The sequence below is a fragment of the Tenacibaculum sp. Ill genome (genome assembly GCF_051938915.1).
GTDB classification, from domain to species: domain Bacteria; phylum Bacteroidota; class Bacteroidia; order Flavobacteriales; family Flavobacteriaceae; genus Polaribacter; species Polaribacter larymnensis.
Genome location: NZ_JBPSCW010000002.1, coordinates 1,471,330 through 1,494,633 on the forward strand (window position 1 = coordinate 1,471,330; position 23,304 = coordinate 1,494,633).

The 23,304-nt window shown below is 30.6% G+C and carries 19 protein-coding genes and 1 tRNA gene; 6 read left to right on the forward strand and 14 right to left on the reverse strand.

Annotated features, from left to right (window positions below):
- Window positions 1–27 precede the first annotated feature (27 nt).
- Window positions 28–101: transfer RNA gene (locus ACTPNM_RS07055), tRNA-Met, on the reverse strand.
- Window positions 102–205: 104 nt separating this feature from the next.
- Here ACTPNM_RS07055 and ACTPNM_RS07060 point away from each other — a divergent pair.
- The gene (locus ACTPNM_RS07060; RefSeq protein WP_274640208.1) at window positions 206–589 is read left to right on the forward strand and encodes an START-like domain-containing protein; all 384 of its coding nucleotides are present in this window, start codon (window positions 206–208) and stop codon (window positions 587–589) included.
- 105 nt (window positions 590–694) lie between these two features.
- On the forward strand, window positions 695–1,525 hold the full coding sequence (locus ACTPNM_RS07065; RefSeq protein ID WP_274640207.1) for an aminotransferase class IV: 831 nt from the start codon (window positions 695–697) through the stop codon (window positions 1,523–1,525).
- A gap of 2 nt (window positions 1,526–1,527) precedes the next feature.
- On the opposite strand, the gene ACTPNM_RS07070 is transcribed toward ACTPNM_RS07065, so the two are convergent.
- The 10 genes from ACTPNM_RS07070 to ACTPNM_RS07115 all read right to left on the reverse strand — a co-directional run bounded on the left by ACTPNM_RS07070 (window position 1,528) and on the right by ACTPNM_RS07115 (window position 14,314).
- Window positions 1,528–2,085 (reverse strand): YqgE/AlgH family protein, encoded by a 558-nt coding sequence (locus tag ACTPNM_RS07070; RefSeq protein ID WP_274640206.1) that lies wholly within the window; start codon window positions 2,083–2,085, stop codon window positions 1,528–1,530.
- Window positions 2,086–2,181: 96 nt separating this feature from the next.
- Window positions 2,182–2,931 carry a LytR/AlgR family response regulator transcription factor gene (locus ACTPNM_RS07075; RefSeq protein WP_440121142.1) on the reverse strand — a complete coding sequence of 250 codons (750 nt, stop codon included), beginning with the start codon at window positions 2,929–2,931 and terminating at the stop codon, window positions 2,182–2,184.
- Window positions 2,932–2,934: 3 nt separating this feature from the next.
- Window positions 2,935–5,001: a sensor histidine kinase gene (locus tag ACTPNM_RS07080; protein ID WP_440121143.1), complete on the reverse strand. Its 2,067-nt coding sequence runs from the start codon at window positions 4,999–5,001 to the stop codon at window positions 2,935–2,937.
- A gap of 110 nt (window positions 5,002–5,111) precedes the next feature.
- Window positions 5,112–6,206, reverse strand: coding sequence for a hypothetical protein (locus ACTPNM_RS07085; RefSeq protein ID WP_440121144.1), 1,095 nt, complete (start codon window positions 6,204–6,206; stop codon window positions 5,112–5,114).
- A 32-nt stretch (window positions 6,207–6,238) separates the two neighbouring features.
- Window positions 6,239–6,454 carry a hypothetical protein gene (locus ACTPNM_RS07090; protein WP_099213850.1) on the reverse strand — a complete coding sequence of 72 codons (216 nt, stop codon included), beginning with the start codon at window positions 6,452–6,454 and terminating at the stop codon, window positions 6,239–6,241.
- A gap of 249 nt (window positions 6,455–6,703) precedes the next feature.
- Window positions 6,704–8,881, reverse strand: coding sequence for a PepSY domain-containing protein (locus ACTPNM_RS07095; protein ID WP_440121145.1), 2,178 nt, complete (start codon window positions 8,879–8,881; stop codon window positions 6,704–6,706).
- A gap of 28 nt (window positions 8,882–8,909) precedes the next feature.
- Window positions 8,910–9,341, reverse strand: a complete 432-nt coding sequence (locus ACTPNM_RS07100; protein ID WP_440122824.1) for a DUF2271 domain-containing protein — start codon at window positions 9,339–9,341, stop codon at window positions 8,910–8,912.
- Between the two features lie 107 nt (window positions 9,342–9,448).
- Window positions 9,449–10,942, reverse strand: a complete 1,494-nt coding sequence (locus ACTPNM_RS07105; protein ID WP_440121146.1) for an ankyrin repeat domain-containing protein — start codon at window positions 10,940–10,942, stop codon at window positions 9,449–9,451.
- Window positions 10,943–10,953: 11 nt separating this feature from the next.
- The gene (locus tag ACTPNM_RS07110) at window positions 10,954–13,377 is read right to left on the reverse strand and encodes a TonB-dependent siderophore receptor (RefSeq protein ID WP_440121147.1); all 2,424 of its coding nucleotides are present in this window, start codon (window positions 13,375–13,377) and stop codon (window positions 10,954–10,956) included.
- Between the two features lie 34 nt (window positions 13,378–13,411).
- Window positions 13,412–14,314 carry a DUF6607 family protein gene (locus ACTPNM_RS07115; RefSeq protein ID WP_440121148.1) on the reverse strand — a complete coding sequence of 301 codons (903 nt, stop codon included), beginning with the start codon at window positions 14,312–14,314 and terminating at the stop codon, window positions 13,412–13,414.
- 95 nt (window positions 14,315–14,409) lie between these two features.
- Between ACTPNM_RS07115 and ACTPNM_RS07120 the strand changes: the two genes are divergently transcribed.
- Together ACTPNM_RS07120 and ACTPNM_RS07125 are read left to right on the forward strand one after the other, a co-directional pair.
- Entirely contained in the window at window positions 14,410–16,476 is a 2,067-nt protein-coding gene (locus ACTPNM_RS07120; RefSeq protein ID WP_440121149.1) for a TonB-dependent receptor plug domain-containing protein, read from the forward strand.
- A gap of 15 nt (window positions 16,477–16,491) precedes the next feature.
- Window positions 16,492–17,100 (forward strand): HmuY family protein, encoded by a 609-nt coding sequence (locus ACTPNM_RS07125; RefSeq protein WP_440121150.1) that lies wholly within the window; start codon window positions 16,492–16,494, stop codon window positions 17,098–17,100.
- A 76-nt stretch (window positions 17,101–17,176) separates the two neighbouring features.
- On the opposite strand, the gene uvrA is transcribed toward ACTPNM_RS07125, so the two are convergent.
- Complete coding sequence (gene uvrA / locus ACTPNM_RS07130) at window positions 17,177–19,969, reverse strand: excinuclease ABC subunit UvrA (RefSeq protein WP_440121151.1); 2,793 nt, start codon at window positions 19,967–19,969, stop codon at window positions 17,177–17,179.
- A gap of 234 nt (window positions 19,970–20,203) precedes the next feature.
- On the opposite strand from uvrA, the gene ACTPNM_RS07135 reads away from it, so the two are divergent.
- The gene (locus ACTPNM_RS07135) at window positions 20,204–20,785 is read left to right on the forward strand and encodes an RNA polymerase sigma factor (protein ID WP_274640193.1); all 582 of its coding nucleotides are present in this window, start codon (window positions 20,204–20,206) and stop codon (window positions 20,783–20,785) included.
- Window positions 20,786–21,027: 242 nt separating this feature from the next.
- Here the strand turns inward: ACTPNM_RS07135 and ACTPNM_RS07140 are convergent, their stop codons facing one another.
- The gene (locus ACTPNM_RS07140) at window positions 21,028–21,684 is read right to left on the reverse strand and encodes an endonuclease III domain-containing protein (protein WP_440121152.1); all 657 of its coding nucleotides are present in this window, start codon (window positions 21,682–21,684) and stop codon (window positions 21,028–21,030) included.
- Between the two features lie 109 nt (window positions 21,685–21,793).
- On the opposite strand from ACTPNM_RS07140, the gene bcp reads away from it, so the two are divergent.
- On the forward strand, window positions 21,794–22,246 hold the full coding sequence (gene bcp, locus ACTPNM_RS07145) for a thioredoxin-dependent thiol peroxidase (protein WP_274640191.1): 453 nt from the start codon (window positions 21,794–21,796) through the stop codon (window positions 22,244–22,246).
- A 33-nt stretch (window positions 22,247–22,279) separates the two neighbouring features.
- Here the strand turns inward: bcp and ACTPNM_RS07150 are convergent, their stop codons facing one another.
- On the reverse strand, window positions 22,280–23,251 hold the full coding sequence (locus ACTPNM_RS07150) for a sterol desaturase family protein (protein WP_440121153.1): 972 nt from the start codon (window positions 23,249–23,251) through the stop codon (window positions 22,280–22,282).
- Between the last annotated feature and the right edge of the window lie 53 nt (window positions 23,252–23,304).

Consider the following 23,304-nt stretch of genomic DNA (forward strand, 5'->3'; position numbering starts at 1 on the left):
AACCCAAATCTAATGATTTGGGTTTTGTAGCGAGGAGCAGATTTGAACTGCCGACCTCAGGGTTATGAATCCTGCGCTCTAACCAACTGAGCTACCTCGCCTGATTGCGGGTGCAAATATAATTACTTTTTAGTTTTAGGCAACAAACATTTAAATTTTTTTTTAAAAAATAATTATCTATATTGGCACTTAAACAAAAAAATAAATGAGCAAAGTTAAATTTGAATTAGAGTTTCCTATTCATGCATCTCCAAGCATGTTATATCAATATTTTGCAACACCAGCAGGTTTAGAAGAGTGGTTTGCTGATAGAGTAAATTCACGAGGAAAGATTATTACTTTTATGTGGGATGACTCTGAAGAAGAGGCAAAGATTATTACAAAAAAGGCAGATGAGCGTATTAAGTTTAAATGGACTGAAAGTGAAGGTGATGATAGTTATTTTGAATTTAAAATACAGGTAGATCCGTTAACAAAAGACGTTGCTGTAATTGTTACAGATTTTGCTGATGATGAAGATGATGCTGAAGAAGCAAAAATGCTTTGGCAAAACCAAATAGAAGAATTAAAACATACAATAGGAGCTTAACAAACAAGGAGAAAAGAACTAAAAGATAAACTCGACAATTTTGTCGAGTTTTTTTGTGGCTAATATTCACCTAAATTGTAAGTTTGCAATTAAAATTTTTAAGAAATGGTAAACTTTAATGGAACTTTAATTTCTGATAGCGAAGTACAAATTTCAACAAAGAATAGAGCTTTTAAGTATGGCGATGCTATTTTTGAAACAATTAAAGTATTAAATGGTAAAGTTGTTTTTGTAGAAGACCATTATTTTAGGTTAATGGCTTCAATGCGAATGCTCCGTATGAAAATACCAATGAAGTTTACTCTTGAATTTTTACAAGAGGAAATTCTTAAGGTGACTAAAGAGTTACCAGAATCTTCTACTTACAGAGTACGATTAACTGTTTTTAGGAAAGACGGAGGTTTGTATGCGCCTGTTACAAACGAGATAGATTATATTATTGAAGGAACTCCTTTAGAAAATGTAGAAAAAGAGACCTATAGAATGGATGTTTTTAAAGATTTTTATAATTATTCAGGTTTGCTTTCAACAATAAAAACAACCAACAGAATGCTGAATACTTTAGCAGCTGTTTTTGCTGAAGAAAACGATTTAGATAACTGTATTTTACTAAATGAACGCAAAGGAGTTGTTGAGGCTATTAATGGAAATATTTTTATAGTAAAAGGAAATACAATAAAAACTCCAGCTTTAACAGAAGGATGTATTAAGGGAATTATCAGAAAAAAAGTAATTGAAATTATAGAAAAACACCCAGAATATACAATAGAAGAAACAACTATCTCCCCTTTTGAAATCCAAAAAGCAGACGAAGTTTTTATAACGAATGCAATTGTAGGAATTCAATCAGTTACTAATTATCGTAAAAAAGAATTTTCAACAGATATAACTAATAAAATAAAAAGTAGCCTAAAGCTTGCAATAGTTACTAGTTAGAACTAGTTCATTTGAATATCGCTAGGAGCGTTAGCCCAAATTTTATACTTACCACCTCGTTCCAACAACTTGTCTTTCCAAAAGCTTTGGTCATTGGTAGTTAAAATATTTTCGTAGTCATTCTCTGCTATAAACCAAGAGTTCATTAACAGTTCTTCTTCTAGTTGGTTTGTCCCCCAGCCAGAATAGCCTAAAAAGAAGCGAATATCACTAGCTTTTAACTGTTTATTGTTTAATAACTCTTTTAAAAGATCAAAATTTCCACCCCAGTAAATACCGTTTGCAACTTCAATACTGTTAGGAAGTAAATGTGGAACTTTATGGATAAAATATAAATTATCCTGTTCTACGGGTCCGCCCTGATATACTGTAAAATCACAGTCTATCTCAGGAACTAAATCGCTGAGTACATGGTTTAAAGGTCTGTTTAAAATAAAACCTACCGAACTTTTTTCATTATGTTCAGTAAGTAAAACAATAGTTCGTTTAAAAGAACTATCATTTAAAATTGCTGGTTCAGCAATTAATAACCTACCTTTTTCCGGTTTAAATGCAACCATAATTTTTTTAGTTTATAAACACTAAGATAAATAAAATATTAATAAAACTTTAACAAAAGTGTTAAAAAACCAGAGGAAATAGGGAAAAAACTGTGGTTACATTTTTTCTAAAACGTTAATAACTTCATTTTTTTTACGAACAGAAACAGGAACCGTTGTTTTGTTTTTTAAAACTAAATATCCTCCATCAGATTTTATAAATTCTTTAATAAATTGAATATTAATAAGATGGCTTTGGTGTACTCGTAAGAAATCATATTCCTTTAACATGTCGGCAAAGTGTTTTAAAGTTTTTCCAACCAATATTTTTTGACCATCATTCATAAAAAACTCCGTGTAATTATTATCGGATTGACAACGAACAATATCATCTAAATTTACCACCATTATCTTGTCAGAAGTGTTTAAAGATATCTTTTTAGGACGTTGATTTGGTTTTGTAATAGATTGTTGTAGTACTGTTAACTGCTCTTTATCGGGTTTAATTTGATCTTTAGCCTTATTAATAGCGTTTGCTAAATCTTCATTAGAATATGGTTTTAGCACATAATCAATAGCAGCAAATTTAAAAGCTTTAATAGCATACTCGTCGCTTGCTGTAACAAAAATAATTTTTGAAGTTAAGTTTGGGTGAATTTCTAAAACATCGAAACCTGTACCATCTCCTAACATAATATCTAAAAATAAAATATCTGGTTGTTGTTTTCGTAAAGCTTTTGATGCTTCAACCACACTTTTAGCAGTGCCAATGATTTCAATTTCAGGATGGAATTGAGTAAGATCGTTTTGTAGCATTTCCAATGCTGTAGGCATATCATCTACTAAAATTGCAGAAAGTTTTTTCATGTTTTAAAAATCAGTTTTTAAAGGAATTTTAAATAGTACTTTAGTTCCTGTTACTTTACCTTCTTCACGTATTTCACTAATAGAAAAAGTACTTTTGTTTGATAAATTTTGAATTCGCTCTTGTGTAACTTTTAATGCTACTGATTTATGTGAGCTTGTTTTTTTGAGTTCTTTTGATTGATGAATTCCTATACCATTGTCTACTATTTCACAATGTAAAAGGTTGCTTTTTATAGAAAAATTAATCATAATTTTTCCATTTTCAACAGATGAGATTCCATGTTTTATACTGTTTTCAACAAAAGGCTGTATGAGCATTGGAGGAATTAAAATTTCTTCAGAATCTATGGTAAGATTTGTAGTTATAGAATATTCAAATGTATTAGAGTTTATCTGTTGTTCTAATTCAATATAGTTTTTAAGCGTAGTAATTTCTTCAGCTAAGCTAATTTCTTCTTGTCTAGAGTTATGTAAAACACCACGTAAAAGTGTAGCAAACTTACTAATGGTAGTATTTAATTCAGCTGACTTTCCTGAGTTTCCTAAAGCTTTAATCCCGTTTAAAACATTAAAAATAAAATGTGGATTCATTTGTAGCTGCAAGGCTTTTTGTTCTAAAGAAATCAAATGGTTTTCTAACTCTAATTTTGCAACTTTTGCTTTGTTTTTAGCCTGAATTCTTCGAATGTAAGACCAAATAATAAGTGCTAAAATTAAACAGACTAATCCAACAACAGACCAAATGAACCAATTTTTCTTATAGATAGGCGTATCGATAAAAAAATTAAACTCAATAGGGGTGCTTTCTATTTTTCCTACTCTTGATTGAGCAGAAAAGGTATAGTTTCCTGGTGATAAATAAGCCAAATCAATAGCGCTTTTAGTACTCCAAGGGCTTTTTTTACCATTAAGAATGTAGCGATATTCTAAATTATTTGAGTTATTAATGTCAATTGTTTTATAATAAAAAGAAATATGGTTTTTATCAGCAGGTAACTGTAAAGTTTTGTTGTAGTTATTTATGTTGATACTATCTAATGGAGTAAAAACAACTTCAATACTTTCAAAAGAAATGGTTGGCTTCTTTTGTATGACTTTATCGCTTTTAATAAAGTAAACCCCTTTATCTTTTGTAGAAATCCATGTGTTATTTTTATCGTCTTGAAAAACACTGGTGATTTTATTAGTTGTTAAGGTATTGTATTTATTAATGCTTTTAACAAAATTAAAATTAGCATCGAGTACTTCAATACCTTCACTTTCTGAAACAATCCAAAATTGATTATTAATTTTTTTTATCTCGGTTACATTTTGTGCTGAGATGGTTTGTGTTTCTATTTCATTATCCTTAATAAATTTAATGCCATTATTATAGGTGGTTGCAATGATTGTTTTTCCATTAATTAAAATGGAAGTGTAATTGTTTACATCAATTCTTTTTAAAACTTCAGGATTGATAAGCTTGTCTAGCTTCCATAAAGATTTATTTGTGGCTATCCAGTAAAAATTTCCATCAAACAACATATCGTTTATCTGATTTAGGTCAATTTGAAAGTTGGTACGAAGAGGAGAGAGGTAATCTTCACGAACTCTAAAAATTCCTTTGTCAGTGCCTAAAAAAGTATGGTTTTTAGCGGTTAGAATACAGTTAACATTGTTACGTTCTAAATTAGTGAATCCGCGATGGCTTTTTATACTTAAACCTTTATCAGTACCAATAAAAACAGTATTTCCTTTTGTAGCAATGGTATTGATATTGTTTGATAGAAGCCCATTTTTAGTAGTAAAAGTCGTAAACTTATTTCCGTTGAACCGAATTAATCCGTTATTAGAAGCAAGCCATATATAGCCAGTTTTGTCTTGAGCACCACTATTTATATGTAAACTAGGTAATCCGTTATTTTTAGTATAAGTTTTTAAAGGTTGATTTTGAGCAGAAACATTTATGAATCCATAAAAAAAACAACAGAGTAATAAAAAAACAAAGTTTTGTATTGAGTATTTTTTAATACTCAATACAAAACTGTTTCTCATAGCTGTTTTTGTAGTATAGTGTTGCATTTTCATCATAACAAAAATACTTAAATAAAACGTCATTACGAAAGGGGAATGGTTGAAGCAATTACTTTTATTATGAGGTTTTCCTAAGTTCGTAATGACGTTTGTTCAACAATTATTAGTTATTTCATAGCGTATAAACGTTTATTATTGGTATCTGGTTTTACGTGTTCTAATTCTCCGTATGGTTTAGTTAAAGGTTTTAAAACACATAGAGCAGAAGCTTTACCTTTTATAATTAACTGACTGTTTTTTACAGTGTAGGTCCATCTAAATTTTTCCACAGGAATATTTGTTTTTTCTACCTCTTTCATTAAAGCCTCCTCACTGGCAATAAAATCCATAATTTCTTCTTGCATTACAAATTGAGGAATTTCATTATCAGAGTTATGGTAATCCAATTCCAGATTTACAGGAATAGTATACTGAATTGTATACGGTTCTCCCACATAACGTTCTTTTTCATTATTTAAAGCATCGTACCAAGAAATTTCTTTTTCTTCTGGATATTTTTTAGCAATTTCTTTTGATAAATCTACTTTACCAGGTGAATTTGCTGTTGGGTAAAACACATAGTATGGTTGTGCTAAATAATGATTAGAAAACTCACCTCCAAAAACATTGTAGTAAGGTGAAGCAACTACTTGTGGAATTTTTTCTTCAGTTATAAAAGCACTTTTTAATGTGTTTACTAAATCAGTGTTTTCAGCCAATTGATTGGTATGAAAAATAATTCTAGTATCATCTGTAATTGCTTCACTTTTTACTGAAGGTAATGAGCCTCTATTTATTGTTTTTTGCAAAGTTTCAGCAGTTACTTTATCTCCTTTAATTACTGTTTCTAAATTCATTGCTTTGAACGGATTGTTGTTGTTTACAATATGAACTTCTCCGTAAGGGTTTTCAGTAGCATTGTTGTTCATCCAAGAAATAATTTCTTCTACTGAATATTTACCGTTTATTATTTCATAGTTTTTTTCTTTGAAATATACTCTGGCACTATCGTAAAAATGACTGTTTCCTTTGTCGTTTCCTGTAATAAACACCACAGGTTTTCTGTATTCCACAGCTGGTTTTTCAATAGTTTCCTCAATGGTAGCAATGTTTCCCTGTTCTTGGTTTTTGTTGTCACTTTTTGTGTTGTTACAACTTGAAAATACTCCGATTAGTAGTAGTAATCCCATTACTGTACCTACTTTTAAAATGTTTTGTTTCATAGTTTTTTGTTTTAAGGTTATTATAGTTACTGTTATTGTTGTAAAATGATGGTTACATCCTTCCCTAAATTCATACTAGATGATAGTTTATTTAAAATGTTAGGAAGGTTTCGGTCGTTAATCCACTGACCGTTTTCTTGTTTTTCAACAGAAGCGATTAATCCGCTTGTGTTTATTTGTAATTTTAAGCTTGTGTATTTTTCTAAATACATTTTTAATACTGATGAATAATTGTTGTTTGACCACATAATTGTTGTTTTTATATGATCAAAATTACCACAGATGTACAGGCAAATTTGGAGTAAATTAGAATTCGTAGTGGATAAATTAGAATTCGTTGTTTTGTCTTCGGATTTTAATATTTAGCCGTTAGAGAAAAGTATATAGGATAAAAGAGAAAGGTGGTTTGAGTGAAACAGATCTATTTAACAATTTATTAATCAAAGAACATTTATATCTTAATTCCTTTGTAATAATAAGGTGGTTCTTTTATCTTATTAATAACAATCTGTTTTAATTTGATTATTCTTTTTGAAGTGATTTAAAGAAGTATTTAGTCTTTTTGAAGTGATTTGTTCTAATGCGTTTTCAACACCTTTTAGCATTTTAATAGAGCCACAAATCATTATAGTTCCACCATTTTGCAGAACAGAAGAAACAGTAGTTTCTTTCTTTAATAACAAGTCCTGAACATATTCTTTATGTTGCTCTTGAGAGTATGCAATATGAATATCGTTTTGTTCTATGTTTTTTAACAAAGGAGTATATATTTTTAATGATTCTTTAGTTCTTCCTCCCCAGAATAAATGCGCTTTTGTGCCATTTTTATGTTGTAACATTCCTAAAAAAGGAGCGATACCAGTTCCATTAGCAATTAAGATTACTTCTTTGTTCTTTTTTGGAAAATAGAAATCTTTATTTTGTTTGATATTTGCTTGAAGCGGTTCGTTTTCTTCTAATTGATAAAGTAGATTAGAGCACACACCGAGTTCATGTTTTTTTATGCTTAGTATAATATCATTATCTATTCTCCCAACAGAATATAAACGTTCAATATTATCTTTTTTGGGAGTAATAGCGAGTAAATCACCTGAGTTAAAGCGTAGCTTTTTGGTTGGTTGTAAACGAACTAAAAAAGAATCGTCGTTGTTTAATTCAGTTTTAGAAACAGTTGTAAAAGTTTGTTGTTTTTTAGTTTTTTTAATCTCTTGTGTTAGTTGAAATTGTATGTCCGTTTTTTGACTCCATTGGAGCCCCCAAGTTTTAAAGTCTTGAAACGATTGGTTGTTAATTTTATAAACAGGTAAAAGAACTTTAAAATTTGAAAGTTGTTGTAGTTTATTATCTATATCAATAGCGAATTGACAAAAATGAGGATAAGCTCTTGAACCAAAACCAACTATTGAATAGTTTATTGGGTTTGTAGTAGTTGTTTGCTGAACAAGTTGTATAAATTTAGTAGCATTAGAAGGGGCTTCACCTTCTCCGTAAGTTGAGGTTAATATGATTAGATGTTTTGCACTTTTATAAGAAGTGTAATTGTTTAAGATGTCAATGAAAACAGTTTTCCCGTTTTTAATTAAAGCATTGAATAAGGAAGAAGCAAAAGGGTAGGTGTTGTTTGTTTCTGAACCTATTAAAATGATAATTTCAGCCTTGTCTTTACTAGTTTTATTTTTAGGCAGTGAACTTTTCTGTGTTCTTTTTAAGGTCATTGCAAACCCTGAATAGATAAAAAACAGGATAGATATTGAAGAAAGTAGTAATACAACTGACCAAATAATTGTTCCGTTTCCTGTGTGTAATAACAAGCTCCAGTTTAAAAGCATACTTGTTAACGAAAGATTCTCTTTACTGATTATGTTCCCTGTATATTGGTGAATTAGTACTTCACTATCATTAAGTTTCATAAAAAAGTAATCTTCTTCATCTTCAGAAAAAGGGAATTCTACACTTTTTACTTCGTTTAGAGAGGTGTTTTTAAATGTAGGGAAATCAGCAACTGCTATTTTTTTGTTAGAAGAAGCTGAAGGAAAATTATAAGAGTGATTAATTTTTTCTTTAGGTAAAACTGAAAATCTATCTAGCGATAAATACACCCCCGTTAGCGTGATGATGATGATAGGAATAAGTGTATACCTACCAATTATAGTATGATAATACTGTTCAAAATTTTCTTTTACAATTTTAGAAAAAAGTTGTTTGAATCCACCTTGTCGTTTAGCAATTAGTACGAGTCCAGTTACCGCAATTAAACAAAGTAAAAATGAAATAAAGCCAACGATAAATCTTCCTGTAGATTTTAAAAATAAAGATCTGTGTAAGCTAGTAGCAAACTGAAAAATAGGTTTCTTTTTTTCAATACTACCTAATTTTTCTCCTGTAGTTGGATTTACATAAAATGTGTCACTTTTTCCTTCTTTGGTAACTACCGAAGCTGTTACAAAATCATTCTCATCAATAGTGATAGAAATTATTTCGTCGTATTGTTTTTGTAGTTCAGAAATTGTTTGAGCAAGTGTAATTTCTTCAGTATTAGAAATACTGTAATCTGAAAGCTGTTTTGAGATAGGTTCAAAAGATAAAACAATACCTGTAACGGCAGCAACGAGTATGAAAAGGAAAGAAGATATAGCCAATGTTAAGTGGCTATATCTCCATATAGAAGTGGTCATTTTTGTTAGCTATTTCTATTTAGTAAAATTATTGAGGCATTAAGCGGATGTAACGAATAAACCCATTTCCTTGAAATTTACCTTTAAGGTTTTCGGTAGTGAGTTCAAATTCTACGTCATTTTTGTAGTATTCTTGGTCTTCTACAGCCGATTCAAATCTAATTTTATACCCTTTATCAATTTTATCATTGTCAACTTTTAATACGGTAATAGCTCGATTACCTCCGCTAATGGTAGCTCCTGTGATAGCGTCAATATCTGTGCGAACTTTTCCTTGGAACTTCCACCATTCGGTTATGTCAGAATACCATTCATCATCATCACCTTGAACGTACAATGTTTTTTCGTATTCTCCAGTTGGGTTTAATAAAGAAATAGCGATGTAAGCACCTTCACCAGTATAATTTTTCATTTGAATCATACATTTGTACGTGGCACTATCATTTGTGTTAAAAGCCATTATTGTGAATACAGTAATAAAAAGAGCTATGATTTTTTTCATTTTTTATTGGTTTATTTTAATACCAAGTTGTGCGCAAATAAAATTACACAACTTGGTATATAAGTTTATTTTAAAAAGTTAATATCTATATTTTTCTTATTTAAGATTTCATTTTCCTTAGCTAAATCGTGTACAGTTTCATCAAAATCAGTAGTAATTGATTTTTTAGCTCCAATACTTAATAAATATTTGATTACATCAGTGTTGTTAGCCTGCATAACCGCTAAGTGTAATGGAGTTAAACCTTCGCTATTTTTAGCGTTTACATCAATTTTTAAAGTGTTGATTTTCTTAAGTAAATCGATGTTGTTTTTTTCTATTGCTATATGGAATAACGTATTTTTATTAGCTTGGAGTTTTGTTAAGTTTAATCCGTTATTGGTTAAAAGATTCATTTTTTCAGTAAAATCGTTCACTTTTTTAGGGTGATAACTTTTGACTAAATAATAAGCTAAAGAATTTCCTTTGTTGTCTTTTACTTCAATATTAGCCTCGTTTTTTACCAAATAATCTACAACAGCTTCTGAGTTGTATTCAACTGCATACGTAAGTGCTGAATGTCCTTTTTTATTAGTGTGATTAATATTCTTTGTTTTTTCTGATAAAAGCTGAACAATTTCTAAAGAGTTTCTACTAGCAGCGATAATTAAAGGAGTGTTATCATTGTCATCAGATTGATTAGGATTTACACCTTTATTAAGAAAATAGTTAAACGTATTTACATCTTTGTTTCCACGTGCTAAATTATGAAGCGGTGTTTTTCCTTCTTTGTTAGTAATGTTAGGCTTGATACCTAAACTCTCTAAATATTTAAAAAACTTTAAAGAGTTGTAGCCACTTCTAGAACCTTGCGTAGCTAATAGCATTGCATTTCCTCCTTTTTTATTTAGGTTTTTATAAGGTAATCCTTTTTTTATAAGAAACTCTAACATTTTTTTATTTCCTTTTTTAGCAACATAGTTAAAAGCACCATTACCATCACTATCAACACTATGTAAACTCAAACCTTTAGAAGAAAGATATTCAATAAAAGATAGGTCTTTTAAACTAGGTAAAACTAATAGCAAAGCATTAGCCCCATGTTCGTCAACATCTGTTTTGATGTCGATTCCGTTTTGAATACACAATTCATAAATTTCTTTATTAGTTTGTCCTGCATTTGCAGCAAAAGTTAATGGAGATAACTGATGAGAATCTTTTAGATCCATACGAGCATTATTAGCTATTAAATGCTTCATTATTTCAACATTGTTCTTATAAGCAGCCCAAAAAACATAGGTTCTTTTATCGTGTGTAATTTTGTTGACACCATTTCCTTTTTTAGTAAGTAAATGTTTGATTGTTTTATTAGGTGCACTTGCAAGAATAGCATAAGTAACAGCATCAAATCCATTCGGATTTAAGGCAGTAGCATCATTCCCTTCTTTTATTTTTTGTTCAACAGTTTTTATTGTAGGGTTAGTTTGCCAAAAAGATCTTTCAAAAAAGATGTTTTTTGTTTGTGCTTGAATTGTACTAATAAAGAGTACAAGAGCAAATGTTATATGTTGTTTTTTCATGTTTCTGTTTTTTAAAATTTATAGCGTAATGTAGAACCAAAATTAGCAGGTTCAATTCTATTAATATAGCTTGTGCGGTAAGCGTTGTAGCCAACTTCGCCAAAGATATTATTTCCAAATACATCAATACTTAATTTTTCATTGAATTTATAAGATGCTTGTACATTAACAGTAGTGTAAGCTTTTAAATCGAAAGGTTTAACACCAGGAACCACGCCTGTATGTGTATAGTTTCTAGACCATACATTATGAGGTCGCTCTCCTAAATAATAAGCTCCTGCACCAATTGATAAACCATCTAAAGATTTTCTAAATGCATAACGAGCCCAGAAGTTTGCTGTATGTTTTGGTGTATTCATTGGACGAGAGTTGTAATAATAAGAAACATGGTCTTTATATTTAGCATCTAAATATGAATACCCACCAATAACTTCTAAATTAGGAAGGATACGACCAACTAATTCAATTTCTACACCATTTCTAACATCATCACCTCCCTGTGTATAATAACCTAAATCATTACCAGCATTGTCATAAACTGGTAGGTTTAAGTTTTTACTTGACGTGTAGAACGTAGTAATATTAAAACGTAAAGCATTGTTTAACCAAGTAGACTTAATACCGGTTTCAATTTGATCCCAACGCTCTGTACCTAATTCGTTACCGTCAACATCCATATAAAAAGAAGTCCTAGGGTCTGAGCTACTGGCATATGAACCAAAAACAATAATATTTTCATTTGGTTTTAGATTAAAACCTACTAATGGGTTAAAAGCGTCATCGCTTTTAGATTCGTCTAAAGGTCTCCCAATAAAGTTACCTTTGGTTCTCTTCATAGAGGTATAGCGTAACCCTAAGAAAACATCTGCCCAATTGGTTAGGCTAATTTTATCTTGTATCGTAATTCCGTAAGACTCTGTTTTAGACCCTGTATCTCCACTAGAATTTCTTGTAACGCTAATATCATTAGTTAGGGTGTTATTTACAGGCTGTAGTACATCTATAATATCTACATAATCGTTACCTGTATTATAGTTTGTTGTATATCTTATATTATCAAACTCTGAAGTTCTAAAATCAGCCCCAATTTGGAAAGTATGTTTTAAAAATCCTGTTTTAACATCTTTACCTACTAAGTCTAGTTGTAATACACTGTTATTGTCTTTTCTACCAGATGCAGTATATTCTCTATAACGTTGAGAGTCTGACAAAACAGGTAAACCATTTCTAGGACTTCCTTGAAATGCGTATGAGGACTTAGTATCAATATCTAAATAAGAAACAAAATATCCTGCTTTTAAACTTAATTTATCATTTAACTTTCTGTCTGCTCTAATAGCATAAGTTAGGTTTTTAGTAGTAACATTATCTGAATCAAAGCCTATAAAGTTATTGCTAGGCAACTTATATATGTTATTTACATCATAAGTCCCTAAATTAATGGTTCCTTGATCTGGAGTTCTACTGTCATGCATATAATCCATTTCTAAGGTAATGGTCGTTTTATCATTTGGTCTCCAGGCATAAGATGGATTTACATAAAAACGCTCAGAACCAACGTGGTCTCTAAAACTATCAGCCTTGTCGTAAGAACCAGCAATTCTAAAAGCATGTTTTTTGTTAGTATCTATTGGTCTGTAGACATCAAAAGTAGGACGTAGTTTACCAAAACTACCTGCCCTAAATGTAATTTCACCACCTGTATAAAATTTAGGGGTTTTAGTAACAACGTTGATGACTCCACCAGCAGAACCTAAGTCACCACCTAATCCTTGACTAATAGCTGAAACTCCCTTTAGTACTTGAATGTTATCGACACCTGCCATATCAGTGATAATCCCAGTACCTCTGAAGTCAGAGTTAATACGAACGCCATTTTTTAATAAAGGAATACCTCTAAAACCTCTTAGTGACATACTTTCTTTAGTATTACCATAAGTGGCAAACGTATAAACACCTGCTACATTTTTGGTAACATCACTAAGACTTAAAGCATTTTGTTGGTCGATTAGTTTGTGAGATAATACTGAGATACTTTGTAATTGCTCATTAGGAGCTAAAGGTAACCTAGTAAGTGTTTCTAGTTTTTCAGCTCTTTTATCTCTTGCCCCAAAAAGTTCAACTTCATCTAATTGAGTATCTGATTTTAAAATGATTACTAAGTTATTTATATTCTCTTTAACCGTTATTTTTCGTGATACTTGAATAAAACCTACAGCGCTTACAACAAGCTTGTAGTTTGAGTATGGTACATTTTTGATAGTAAAATTACCATTTTCATTAGTTTCAGTACCTATTTTACTTCCTTTGATAAAAACATTAGCATACGGAATAGGTTCATTATCTTTTGATTTTACAATACCTTTTATGGTTGCTTGACTGTATATTGTTTGGATACAACTACATATTAGTAGTAGAGACACTATAATTCTCATTTCTTTTTATTTGAGAGGTTTTTATTTTTTTTGGTTACTTTTTTATAAAAGACTCTATTGCTTTGTTAATTTGTTCTTCTTCAGAAGTGTTTTCAGAAAACAAGTGTTTATACAAAGGTTTGTTATCTACTTTTTGTTCTAAAGAAAGGTTGGTGTTTCTCCCATAAACTTCAGACCACTTATTTCTAATTATTTTCCATTTATTTGAGTTCTTTTTCCACCAGTCTTGTGCAGCTTTACATTTGCTATCAGCTACTTTTACATAAGTATTGTAGCCTTTTTCATGGGCAATAACAATATCCTCTTTACCAGTTTCTCTTATAATTTTTCTGTTATCCTGATCATGTAACCAACCGTAGCTTGTAATTTCATGACGATTTCCTCTCTCTGTTACATTGTAATCGCTTCTTTTTGTGTATTCTCTTCTTGGTAATGGGGCGTCTGTAGTATTTTCCCAGTAACTTTTTCCGTCTACATGAACCCAAGTGGCAGAACCTTCGTATCGTGGACTATCATCTACTTGATATACTTTTTGTGTCCATTGTTTTTTAACTTCTGATTTTGGTTTGGTTTGAAATAACCAATTATTATCACCATTATACATGTAAAAATCAGTGTTTTCATATAACCAGTCTTGCCTCCAGTGTTTAACTATATGTGGATTTGAAGGATTACCCACTTGTAATAAATGTTGAATTGAAATTTTGTTGCTTTCGTCAACAACTAATCCTGCCCATTCTAAAGCTTTATCTTTTTTTGTTTTTGAAGGTTTGTAAAGTGAGTCTTTACTGTTGTTAAAAGTTTCCGCGAAATTAAAAGTTACTTCATAGCAACCACACATTTTTTTAATAGCTTCTCTATCTTTTTTCTTCTTGTTTTGGGCGTTAATTGTAAGTGCAGATAGTATTAATATACTACCAAATAGTATTTTTTTCATCGTAAGATTTGTTTGAATTTATTTTTCGACAAAAATATAACTTTTATTTAGATTGATTAAAAATAAAAGATATATTTGCGGAAAAATTATTAAGAATGTTTCTAAATAAAGGAGTGCTACTAAGTTTTATGCTGATTAGTTTTATGGCTTTTTCTCAAGAAAACACTAGTGTTGAGAAGAATGTAACTTCTAGCTATGATTTAGATGAAGTGATTGTAACTGCCACAAGAACATCGCGTCAATTGTCTTCAGTTCCAATGCCAGTTACTTTAATAACAAAAGAGCAATTACAAAAATCTGGGTCAGTTAGGTTGAAAGATATTTTATTAGAGCAAACTGGAATTACGATAGTTTCTGATTTTGGAAATTCAGAAGGAGTACAGTTACAGGGAGTTGCTGCTGATTACACATTAATTTTAATTGATGGTGTACCAATTGTTGGAAGAACTTCAGGAAATATTGATCTAAATAGATTAACGGTAAATAATATCAAACAAATTGAAATAGTAAAAGGTCCTTCATCTTCTTTATATGGCTCTGAAGCTATTGGTGGGGTTATTAATATAATTACTGAAAAACCAAAGTATGAACAGTTTAAAGGTTCATTAAGTTATTTTGCAAGAAGCGGATCAAAAAACGAGTTGGATATAAATACCAATGTTGTTTGGAAAAAGAAAAGACTAGGGATTGTGGCTGGAGTCAACTTAAATTCTAGCGAAGGATTTGATTTATCGCCGGAAACAGCTTCAAGAACAACAGCACCACATCAAAATTTTACAGGAAATCTAAAGGTAATGTATGATTTTTCTGATAAGTTAAAAGGAGTAGTTTTTCAACGTTACTTCTTTCAAAACCAAGGCGATAACTCTGAGGAGAATAGTCAAGAAGATTGGAATGTTACTACAAAATTATCTCATGAAATAACAAATAAATGGGATGTAGATTATACTTTTTATGCAACTAAGTATCATGCTGAGAGTACTTTCAATAATGAAAAAACAAATTATAACCAAACGCTGTTAAGGCCAGAAGTAAAATCCAAAAATGCCTTCAGTACGGGTACCTTAATTCTAGGAGTTGGAGCTAATTTAGAAAGCTTAGAAAGAACGGAGTTTGAAGGAGTGAAAGAGTTTAATACTCCTTATGTTTTTGGTCAGTTTGATTTTAATCCAGTTAGCAATTTAAATATAGTTGTAGGAGCTAGGTTTGAAGATAGTAATCAGTATAAATCAGCATTTACACCTAAAATATCTTCTAGCTATAAAATAAATGATTGGTTAATGGTTAAAGGTTCCGTAGGTTATGGATTTAAAGCTCCAGATTTCCGTCAATTATACTTCAATTTTAAAAATACATCAAGTGGCTATATTGTGTTGGGTACACAAACTTTGCACGACTTGTATGGAGATTTTCCAGCAGTACAAACAATAGAAAATGAGTTAAAACCAGAAAGTTCTATTGGTTATAACTTCGGATTTCAAGTACAACCAGTATCAAACTTAAAATTAAATATCAATTTGTTTAGAAATGATATTAAAGATTTGATAGACACTTTTGATACACAATTAGAAGTCTCAGAATTAAACTTGCCAGTTGGAACAAGAACGTTTTCATATCGAAATGTTGATGAGGTATATACTCAAGGAGTTGAGATAGATGCTAATTATAAGATTAATGACAACTTTAGAATTTTAGGAGGATATCAGTTTTTGGATACTGGAGATAAAAATCAGGAAGAGAAGATTAAATCTGGAACTGTTTTTTTTAGAAAAACTCCTGCTTCACCTGCTCAAAGAATGATGCTATCTAATTACTACGGATTACCAAATAGATCAAAACATATGGGAAATCTAAAGTTATTCTATGAGAATTTTCAATATGATTTTTCGGCAAATATTAGAGCGGTATACCGAAGTAAATATGCTTTGTTTGATACGAACGATAGTCAAGGTATCGTAGACGAGTTTGATGATTTTGTTTCTGATAACACACAGGTAAACATGGCAGTAGATAAAACTCTTTTCAAGTTAATGAATGTTCAGATAGGTGTTGATAACCTTTTTAATGAAAGAGGGTTAGAAAATAAAGACAGTTTTACAAACAACGATAGTGTATTGCGTTTAGGTAGAACTTATTACGGAAGAATTCAATTTAATTTTTAATATAAATCAATAAAAATGAGAATTTTAAAATCAATTTTAGCAATGACTATGTTAGCTTTTGTAGCTGTTTCATGTAATGACAATGATGATGTTGTTTTAGATGATGTAGTAGCAAAAAAGATAGAGAACTTGTATGCACCAGGAGAGGGTAGAGGTAACTACACAGGTGAGTTTACAAAGTTTAGTTTTAAAGAAGGGAAACAGGTAACTGGTGATAATTGGGATATTGCGTTTAGAGCTACAGAAATTATTGTTAACGGAGGTAAAAAAGGTGCTCTTTTAGAAGATATAGATAGAACAGGTAATGCAAGCATGATGCTACTTTCAAGTACAAGTTTACAAGGAGTTACCACTGCACCAGCTGAAACAGAGTTAAAACAGGATTCAGAGGAAGAATTAGTTATAAAAACAGGAAGTGACCTAGGTTGGTATACTTATAATCAAGAAAATCATACAATAGCACCTATTGCAGGAAAAGTTATTGTAGTAAAAACAATTGATGGAAATTACGCTAAAATGGAGATTTTAAGTTATTACAAGGATAGTACACCATCGCTAGAAGGTTCAAAATATTACACCTTTAATTACGTATACAATCCAAATATTGGAGACACGAAGTTTTAGTAATCTTTAGTTATTAAATTTTGTTAATTTTTGTTGTGAAAGGCTGTCCGACTGAGAGGTTGGGTGGCTTTTCTCTTTAAAAATGTAACTTCTCTTTTAAATACTTAGAGGTATATGATTTTTTGTTTTTCGCTAACTCTTCAGGGGTGCCAGCAAAGATTAAATTTCCACCTTTTTTTCCACCTTCTAAACCAAGGTCAATAATATAATCAGCACACTTAATCAATTCAATATTGTGTTCAATAACAATGATTGAGTGTCCTCTTTCAATTAAAGCATTAAAAGAAGCTAATAACTTTTTAATATCGTGAAAGTGTAATCCAGTAGTAGGCTCATCAAAAATAAACAAAGCTTTGTCTTTAGTGTTTCCTTTTACTAAAAAAGAAGCTAGTTTTATACGTTGTGCCTCACCACCAGAAAGGGTAGAAGACGATTGTCCTAACTGTACATAACCTAATCCAACATCTTGTAAAGGCTTTAATTTACGAGCTATTTTGGTTTGCTGATGTTTTGTAAAAAAAGCAACAGCATCATCAATGGTCATATTCAAAATATCATCGATTGATTTTTCTTCAAAAGTTACTTCCAGTACTTCTTTTTTAAAGCGTTTACCTCCGCAGGTTTCACATTCTAAATGCACATCTGCCATAAATTGCATTTCTATAGTAACTTCTCCTTCACCTTTACAAACCTCACAACGACCACCATCTACATTAAAAGAAAAATGTTTTGGTTGGTAGTTTCTAATTTTAGATAGTTTTTGAGTTGAAAGTAATTTACGAATATCATCATACGCTTTTATATATGTTACAGGGTTTGAGCGTGAAGAACGACCAATAGGGTTTTGATCGATAAACTCTACATGTTTTAACAAATCAAAGCTTCCCGTAACATCTGTATGTTGTCCTAGTTTTTCGCCATATCCAACTAGCTTTTTTTGCATCGCAGGATACAAGATTTTCTTAACCAAGGTACTTTTACCACTACCTGAAACTCCAGTAATTACGGTTAAATTATTAAGAGGGAAAGAAACATCAATGTTCTTCAAGTTATTTTCACGAGCACCAATAATATCAATAGAATTTTTTGATGTTCTTCTACTTGTAGGGATTTCAATTTTTAATTCTTCTGATAGATATTTAGCTGTTAGCGATTCAGATTGTAGGATATCTTCAAAAGTTCCTTCTGCAACCACATTTCCACCATAAGTTCCTGCTTCGGGACCAATATCAATAATGTAATCTGCCTCTTTCATGATATCTTCATCATGTTCAACTACAATTACAGTATTACCTAAATCACGTAGATTTTTTAAGACTCCAATTAATCTTTCCGTATCTTTTGGGTGTAAACCAATACTAGGCTCATCTAAAATATACATAGAACCTACTAGCGAACTACCTAACGAAGTAGCTAAATTAATTCGTTGACTTTCACCACCTGATAGCGTGTTAGACGTTCTATTTAAAGTTAGATAGCTTAAACCAACATCTGTTAAAAACTGTAAACGATTATTAATTTCGGTAAGTAAACGTTTACCAATTTTTTCTTCGTATTTGTTTAATTGAATATTATTGAAAAATACTGCCAACTCATCTAAAGGCAAGGTTACTAATTCATCAATAGTTTTACCATATACCTGAACGTAGTTAGCTTCTTTACGTAAACGTTTTCCGTTACATTCGGTACACTTTGTTTTTCCGCGATAACGAGAGAGCATTACACGGTTTTGGATTTTGTAACTTTTTTCTTCTAGTTTTTTGAATAGATGATTAATTCCTTTAAATTTTTTAGTTCCATTCCAAACCAAGTCTTTTTGTTCATCAGTAAGTTCGAACCATGGTTTATGTATAGAAATTCCGAATTCTTCAGCATTTAGAATTAAATCGTTTTTATATTTTTTGTAACTATCTGTTTTAAAAGGAAAAATAGCATTTTCGTAGATAGAAAGTCCTGTATTAGGAATTACTAAATCTTCATCAATACCAATCACATTTCCATATCCTTCACAAGTAGGGCAAGCTCCGTAAGGATTGTTAAAGCTGAATAAATGAGTGTTAGGTTCTAAGAAAGAAATTCCGTCTAACTCAAATTTATTACTGAATTCAACAGTATTATTATCTGATAGGTTTTCGATATAACAAATACCTTTTCCTTCAAAAAATGCTGTTTGTATTGCATCTCCCAAGCGGTTGTAAAAATCTTCTTCGTCTTTTACAACAATTCTATCTACGACTAGCTGTAATTCATTCCCTTTAAAATCTTTTATAGGAAATTCATCAATTCTGTATACAGTGTCTTGATATTTTAAACGAGCATATCCTTGCTGTGTTAGTACTTGTAAAACAGTTTTTATATCTCTGTCTTTATTAATATGTATAGGAGCAAGTAATAATAATTTTGTGCGTTCCTCAAAAGTTTTTACATGATTGATAACATCAGAAACAGTATGTTTTTTTACTTCATTTCCCGAAATAGGAGAGAAGGTCTTACCAATACGAGCAAAGAGTAACTTGATATAATCGTAAATTTCAGTAGAAGTACCAACTGTTGAACGCGGGTTAGTAGAGTTTACTTTTTGTTCAATAGCAATGGCAGGCGCAATTCCTTTGATATAATCTACTTTAGGTTTATGTAGTTTTCCTAAAAACTGACGTGCGTACGAACTTAAACTTTCTACATAACGACGTTGTCCTTCCGCATATAAAGTATCAAAAGCCAAAGAAGACTTACCTGAACCAGAAAGTCCAGTAATTACTACTAATTTATTACGAGGAATTACTACATCAATGTTTTTTAAATTGTGCAGTTTAGCCCCTTTAATTATAATATTTTCCTTTGGATTAACAGTTGAAATATCAGTCTTCATATACTCAAAAAAATAAGCGATAAAAATACCAATTTCAAGTGGTTTTAATGAATAAACTATAGTGTTTTTCTCTTTTTTTTTAGTTTTTTTTGTATTTATTAATAAAAAATTTAATATTTGTAACTCGTTATTAATCAATAAATAATAGCCTATAGCAAGATAATTACTTTTATAACTTAATATCCCCTAACCAAAAGAGAACTAGCTAGTTGCTCTTTTAAAAAAGTAATTATTATGCAAAACATAGTAGATGACAGTGTTTTAGTAAAAAACTACATTAATGGTAATGAATACGCCATAGAATTATTGATTAAGCGCCACCAACAACGTCTTTATAGCTTTATTTACAGTAAAGTACAGAATAGAGATACTACAGAAGACATTTTTCAAGACACCTTTATAAAGGTAATAAGAACGCTAAAAAAAGGAAATTATAACGAAGAAGGTAAGTTTTTGCCTTGGGTTATGCGTATTGCTCATAATTTAATTATTGACTTCTTTAGAAAGAATAATCGCATGCCTACATTTAATAATACAGAAGAGTTTGATATTTTTTCAGTATTAAGTGATGGAACTTTAAATGCAGAAAGTAAAATAATAAAAGAACAAATTTTAAATGATGTTAAAGAGTTAGTTGAAGAGCTACCAGAAGAACAAAAAGAAGTTTTAAAAATGCGTATTTATAACGATATGAGTTTTAATGAAATATCAGAAAATACAGGTGTTAGTATCAACACAGCATTGGGTAGAATGCGCTACGCTTTAATTAATTTGAGAAAAATAATTGAAAAAAATAAAATTATTTTGGTCAGTTAAACAATATTTGAAAAAATGCATCGTTAAATCATTGATTATAAGTAATAATAAGGGAATTATATATGATGCAAATTTACTCAAAGAAGTCTCCTGACTTTAAAATGAAACCTAAACAAGAAACAATTCAATATTTGATTAATTTTTCTAAATCGCTAACAGTAGTTAAAACGAAATCAAACTATCTCATTGAATTGAATTTGAATTAAGAGTGGAAAAAGCTTCAACAAAGGTTGGGGCTTTTTTTATGCTTTCTTTTTATTATAATCGTCTATTACCGATTTTCTTCCAACTGTTTTTGTAATAATATCATTTTCTAACTTCCAACCACGAGCAGGAGAGTACTCTCGTCCGTAATAAATAATTTGTAAGTGCAGTCTATTCCATAATTCTTTTGGAAATAGGCGTTTTGCATCTTTTTCGGTTTGAGCAACACTTTTGCCGTTAGATAAATTCCATCGAAACATCAATCTATGAATATGTGTGTCTACAGGAAAAGCAGGAATGTTAAAAGCTTGCGACATTACCACACTAGCAGTTTTATGCCCCACCGCAGGTAATTCTTCCAAGGCTTCTATATCAACAGGAACTTGACCATTATGCTTTTCAATTAAGATTTTAGATAAACCGTGAATTCCTTTTGATTTCATTGGTGATAAACCAACAGGTTTGATAATCTCTCTAATTTCATCAACAGTAAGCTTTACCATATCATACGGATTATCAGCTTTTTCAAATAATAATGGAGTAATGGTGTTTACACGCGCATCAGTACTTTGAGCAGACATTAATACAGCAATTAATAATGTGTAAGGATCTTTATGGTCTAAAGGAACTGGAGTTTCAGGATATAACTCTTCTAAAGTATCTATAACAAATTGAACTTTTTCTGCTTTCGTCATTGCTTTATAAAATTTGAAAAAATCAAAGGTACAAAGAAGCTTCGTATGTTTTATGGATAATCAAAATCAACTTTGTAACTTTGACTTTATAACTTTGAAGCAAAATAATATGACAACACTAAAAATAGGAGATAAGGCACCAAATTTTGAATCGGTAGACGAAAAAGGGAATGCAGTAAAGCTTTCTGATTATGCAGGAAAAAAACTAGTATTATTCTTTTATCCAAAAGCAAGTACGCCTGGTTGTACAGCAGAAGCTTGTGACTTACGAGATAATTACAAAACTTTTTTAGCAAAAGGGTATGATGTTTTAGGGGTGAGTGCAGATTCAGCAAGACGTCAACAAAACTTTATTAATAAAAATGAATTACCTTTTCCTTTGTTAGCAGATGAAAGTAAAGATGTAATCAATGCTTTTGGTGTTTGGGGACCTAAAAAGTTTATGGGAAGAGAGTATGATGGAATTCACCGTACCACTTTTGTAATTGATGAGAATGGAGTAATTGAAGATGTTATTACGAAAGTAAAAACAAAAGAACACGCAAATCAGATATTAAAGTAATAGTATATCTAATAAAAGAAAAAAGTCGAGTATTTACTCGACTTTTATTTTTTGTGGACTTACTCTTAATTCTTTAGGAGTTGTTATTACTTCTGTAGTGGTAGCAAGTTCTTTTTGTAATTCTCTACTTGTTTTAGTACTACCATCATGACTCCAACCAGGAGGCATAAACACATATTTTAAACGTGTTGTTAAAGGTAAATCCTTTTTTCGGTTAAAGAAGTCTTTGAAAATTTCTTTCCACTCGTGAAAAATAATATTAATCGGGCCTTTATCTTCTAAAGGCTTAGTTAAACCATAACGTAATTTTTCGTATTCAGTTTCATCTTCTTCAGCTTGAAAAGTTCCAAAAATACGATCCCAAATAATCAACACCATTCCCATATTTTTATCTAAATACTTAGTGTTAGAAGCATGGTGAACTCTATGGTGAGATGGAGTAACAAAAATATATCCCCACCAACCTAATTTACTTTTAATAAAGTTAGTATGGCACAAAGTTCCGTAGTTTTGATTCATGGCGTATGCAAACATAATGTGCAATGGCATAACACCTAGAAAAGCTAATGGTAAAAAGAACATATACCTAAATAAAGGCTGTAAAACTGGAGATCTAAAACCAGTTGAAATATTGTAAAATTCAGAGTTGTGATGTGTTACGTGTACAGCCCAGAAAAATCTTGAATGATGATCTACATAATGGTGAATGTAGTACAAAAAGTCTTGACCTATAAAAGCCAATAACCAATATGTCCACAACATATTACCTTCCCAATCAATAATTCTGTATTGATAACAAAAGCCCATAATAGCAAATGAAGTAACCTTCATTAACAAGTCTAGGCTAAAATTTACTAGGGCAAAGTAAACATTAGTAGCTGTATCTTTAAATTCGTAGTTTTTGGCTTTAGCTCGATAGCTAAAGAACATTTCGAGTAAGATTACAGAAATGAAAAACGGAGCACTCCAGTAGTATAATATATCTTGATTAAATATGTTGCTCATGCTATTTTTTTAGTTGCAAAAATATTTAATTTTACTCAATTTAACTGTTAAAG

Coding starts and splice junctions, on each gene's coding strand:
- ACTPNM_RS07060 (WP_274640208.1), top strand. CDS start 206: ATGAGCAAAGTTAAATTTGAATTAGAGTTTCCTATTCATGCATCTCCA.
- ACTPNM_RS07065 (WP_274640207.1), top strand. CDS start 695: ATGGTAAACTTTAATGGAACTTTAATTTCTGATAGCGAAGTACAAATT.
- ACTPNM_RS07070 (WP_274640206.1), bottom strand. CDS start 2,085: ATGGTTGCATTTAAACCGGAAAAAGGTAGGTTATTAATTGCTGAACCA.
- ACTPNM_RS07075 (WP_440121142.1), bottom strand. CDS start 2,931: ATGAAAAAACTTTCTGCAATTTTAGTAGATGATATGCCTACAGCATTG.
- ACTPNM_RS07080 (WP_440121143.1), bottom strand. CDS start 5,001: ATGATGAAAATGCAACACTATACTACAAAAACAGCTATGAGAAACAGT.
- ACTPNM_RS07085 (WP_440121144.1), bottom strand. CDS start 6,206: ATGAAACAAAACATTTTAAAAGTAGGTACAGTAATGGGATTACTACTA.
- ACTPNM_RS07090 (WP_099213850.1), bottom strand. CDS start 6,454: ATGTGGTCAAACAACAATTATTCATCAGTATTAAAAATGTATTTAGAA.
- ACTPNM_RS07095 (WP_440121145.1), bottom strand. CDS start 8,881: ATGACCACTTCTATATGGAGATATAGCCACTTAACATTGGCTATATCT.
- ACTPNM_RS07100 (WP_440122824.1), bottom strand. CDS start 9,341: ATGGCTTTTAACACAAATGATAGTGCCACGTACAAATGTATGATTCAA.
- ACTPNM_RS07105 (WP_440121146.1), bottom strand. CDS start 10,942: ATGAAAAAACAACATATAACATTTGCTCTTGTACTCTTTATTAGTACA.
- ACTPNM_RS07110 (WP_440121147.1), bottom strand. CDS start 13,377: ATGAGAATTATAGTGTCTCTACTACTAATATGTAGTTGTATCCAAACA.
- ACTPNM_RS07115 (WP_440121148.1), bottom strand. CDS start 14,314: ATGAAAAAAATACTATTTGGTAGTATATTAATACTATCTGCACTTACA.
- ACTPNM_RS07120 (WP_440121149.1), top strand. CDS start 14,410: ATGTTTCTAAATAAAGGAGTGCTACTAAGTTTTATGCTGATTAGTTTT.
- ACTPNM_RS07125 (WP_440121150.1), top strand. CDS start 16,492: ATGAGAATTTTAAAATCAATTTTAGCAATGACTATGTTAGCTTTTGTA.
- uvrA (WP_440121151.1), bottom strand. CDS start 19,969: ATGAAGACTGATATTTCAACTGTTAATCCAAAGGAAAATATTATAATT.
- ACTPNM_RS07135 (WP_274640193.1), top strand. CDS start 20,204: ATGCAAAACATAGTAGATGACAGTGTTTTAGTAAAAAACTACATTAAT.
- ACTPNM_RS07140 (WP_440121152.1), bottom strand. CDS start 21,684: ATGACGAAAGCAGAAAAAGTTCAATTTGTTATAGATACTTTAGAAGAG.
- bcp (WP_274640191.1), top strand. CDS start 21,794: ATGACAACACTAAAAATAGGAGATAAGGCACCAAATTTTGAATCGGTA.
- ACTPNM_RS07150 (WP_440121153.1), bottom strand. CDS start 23,251: ATGAGCAACATATTTAATCAAGATATATTATACTACTGGAGTGCTCCG.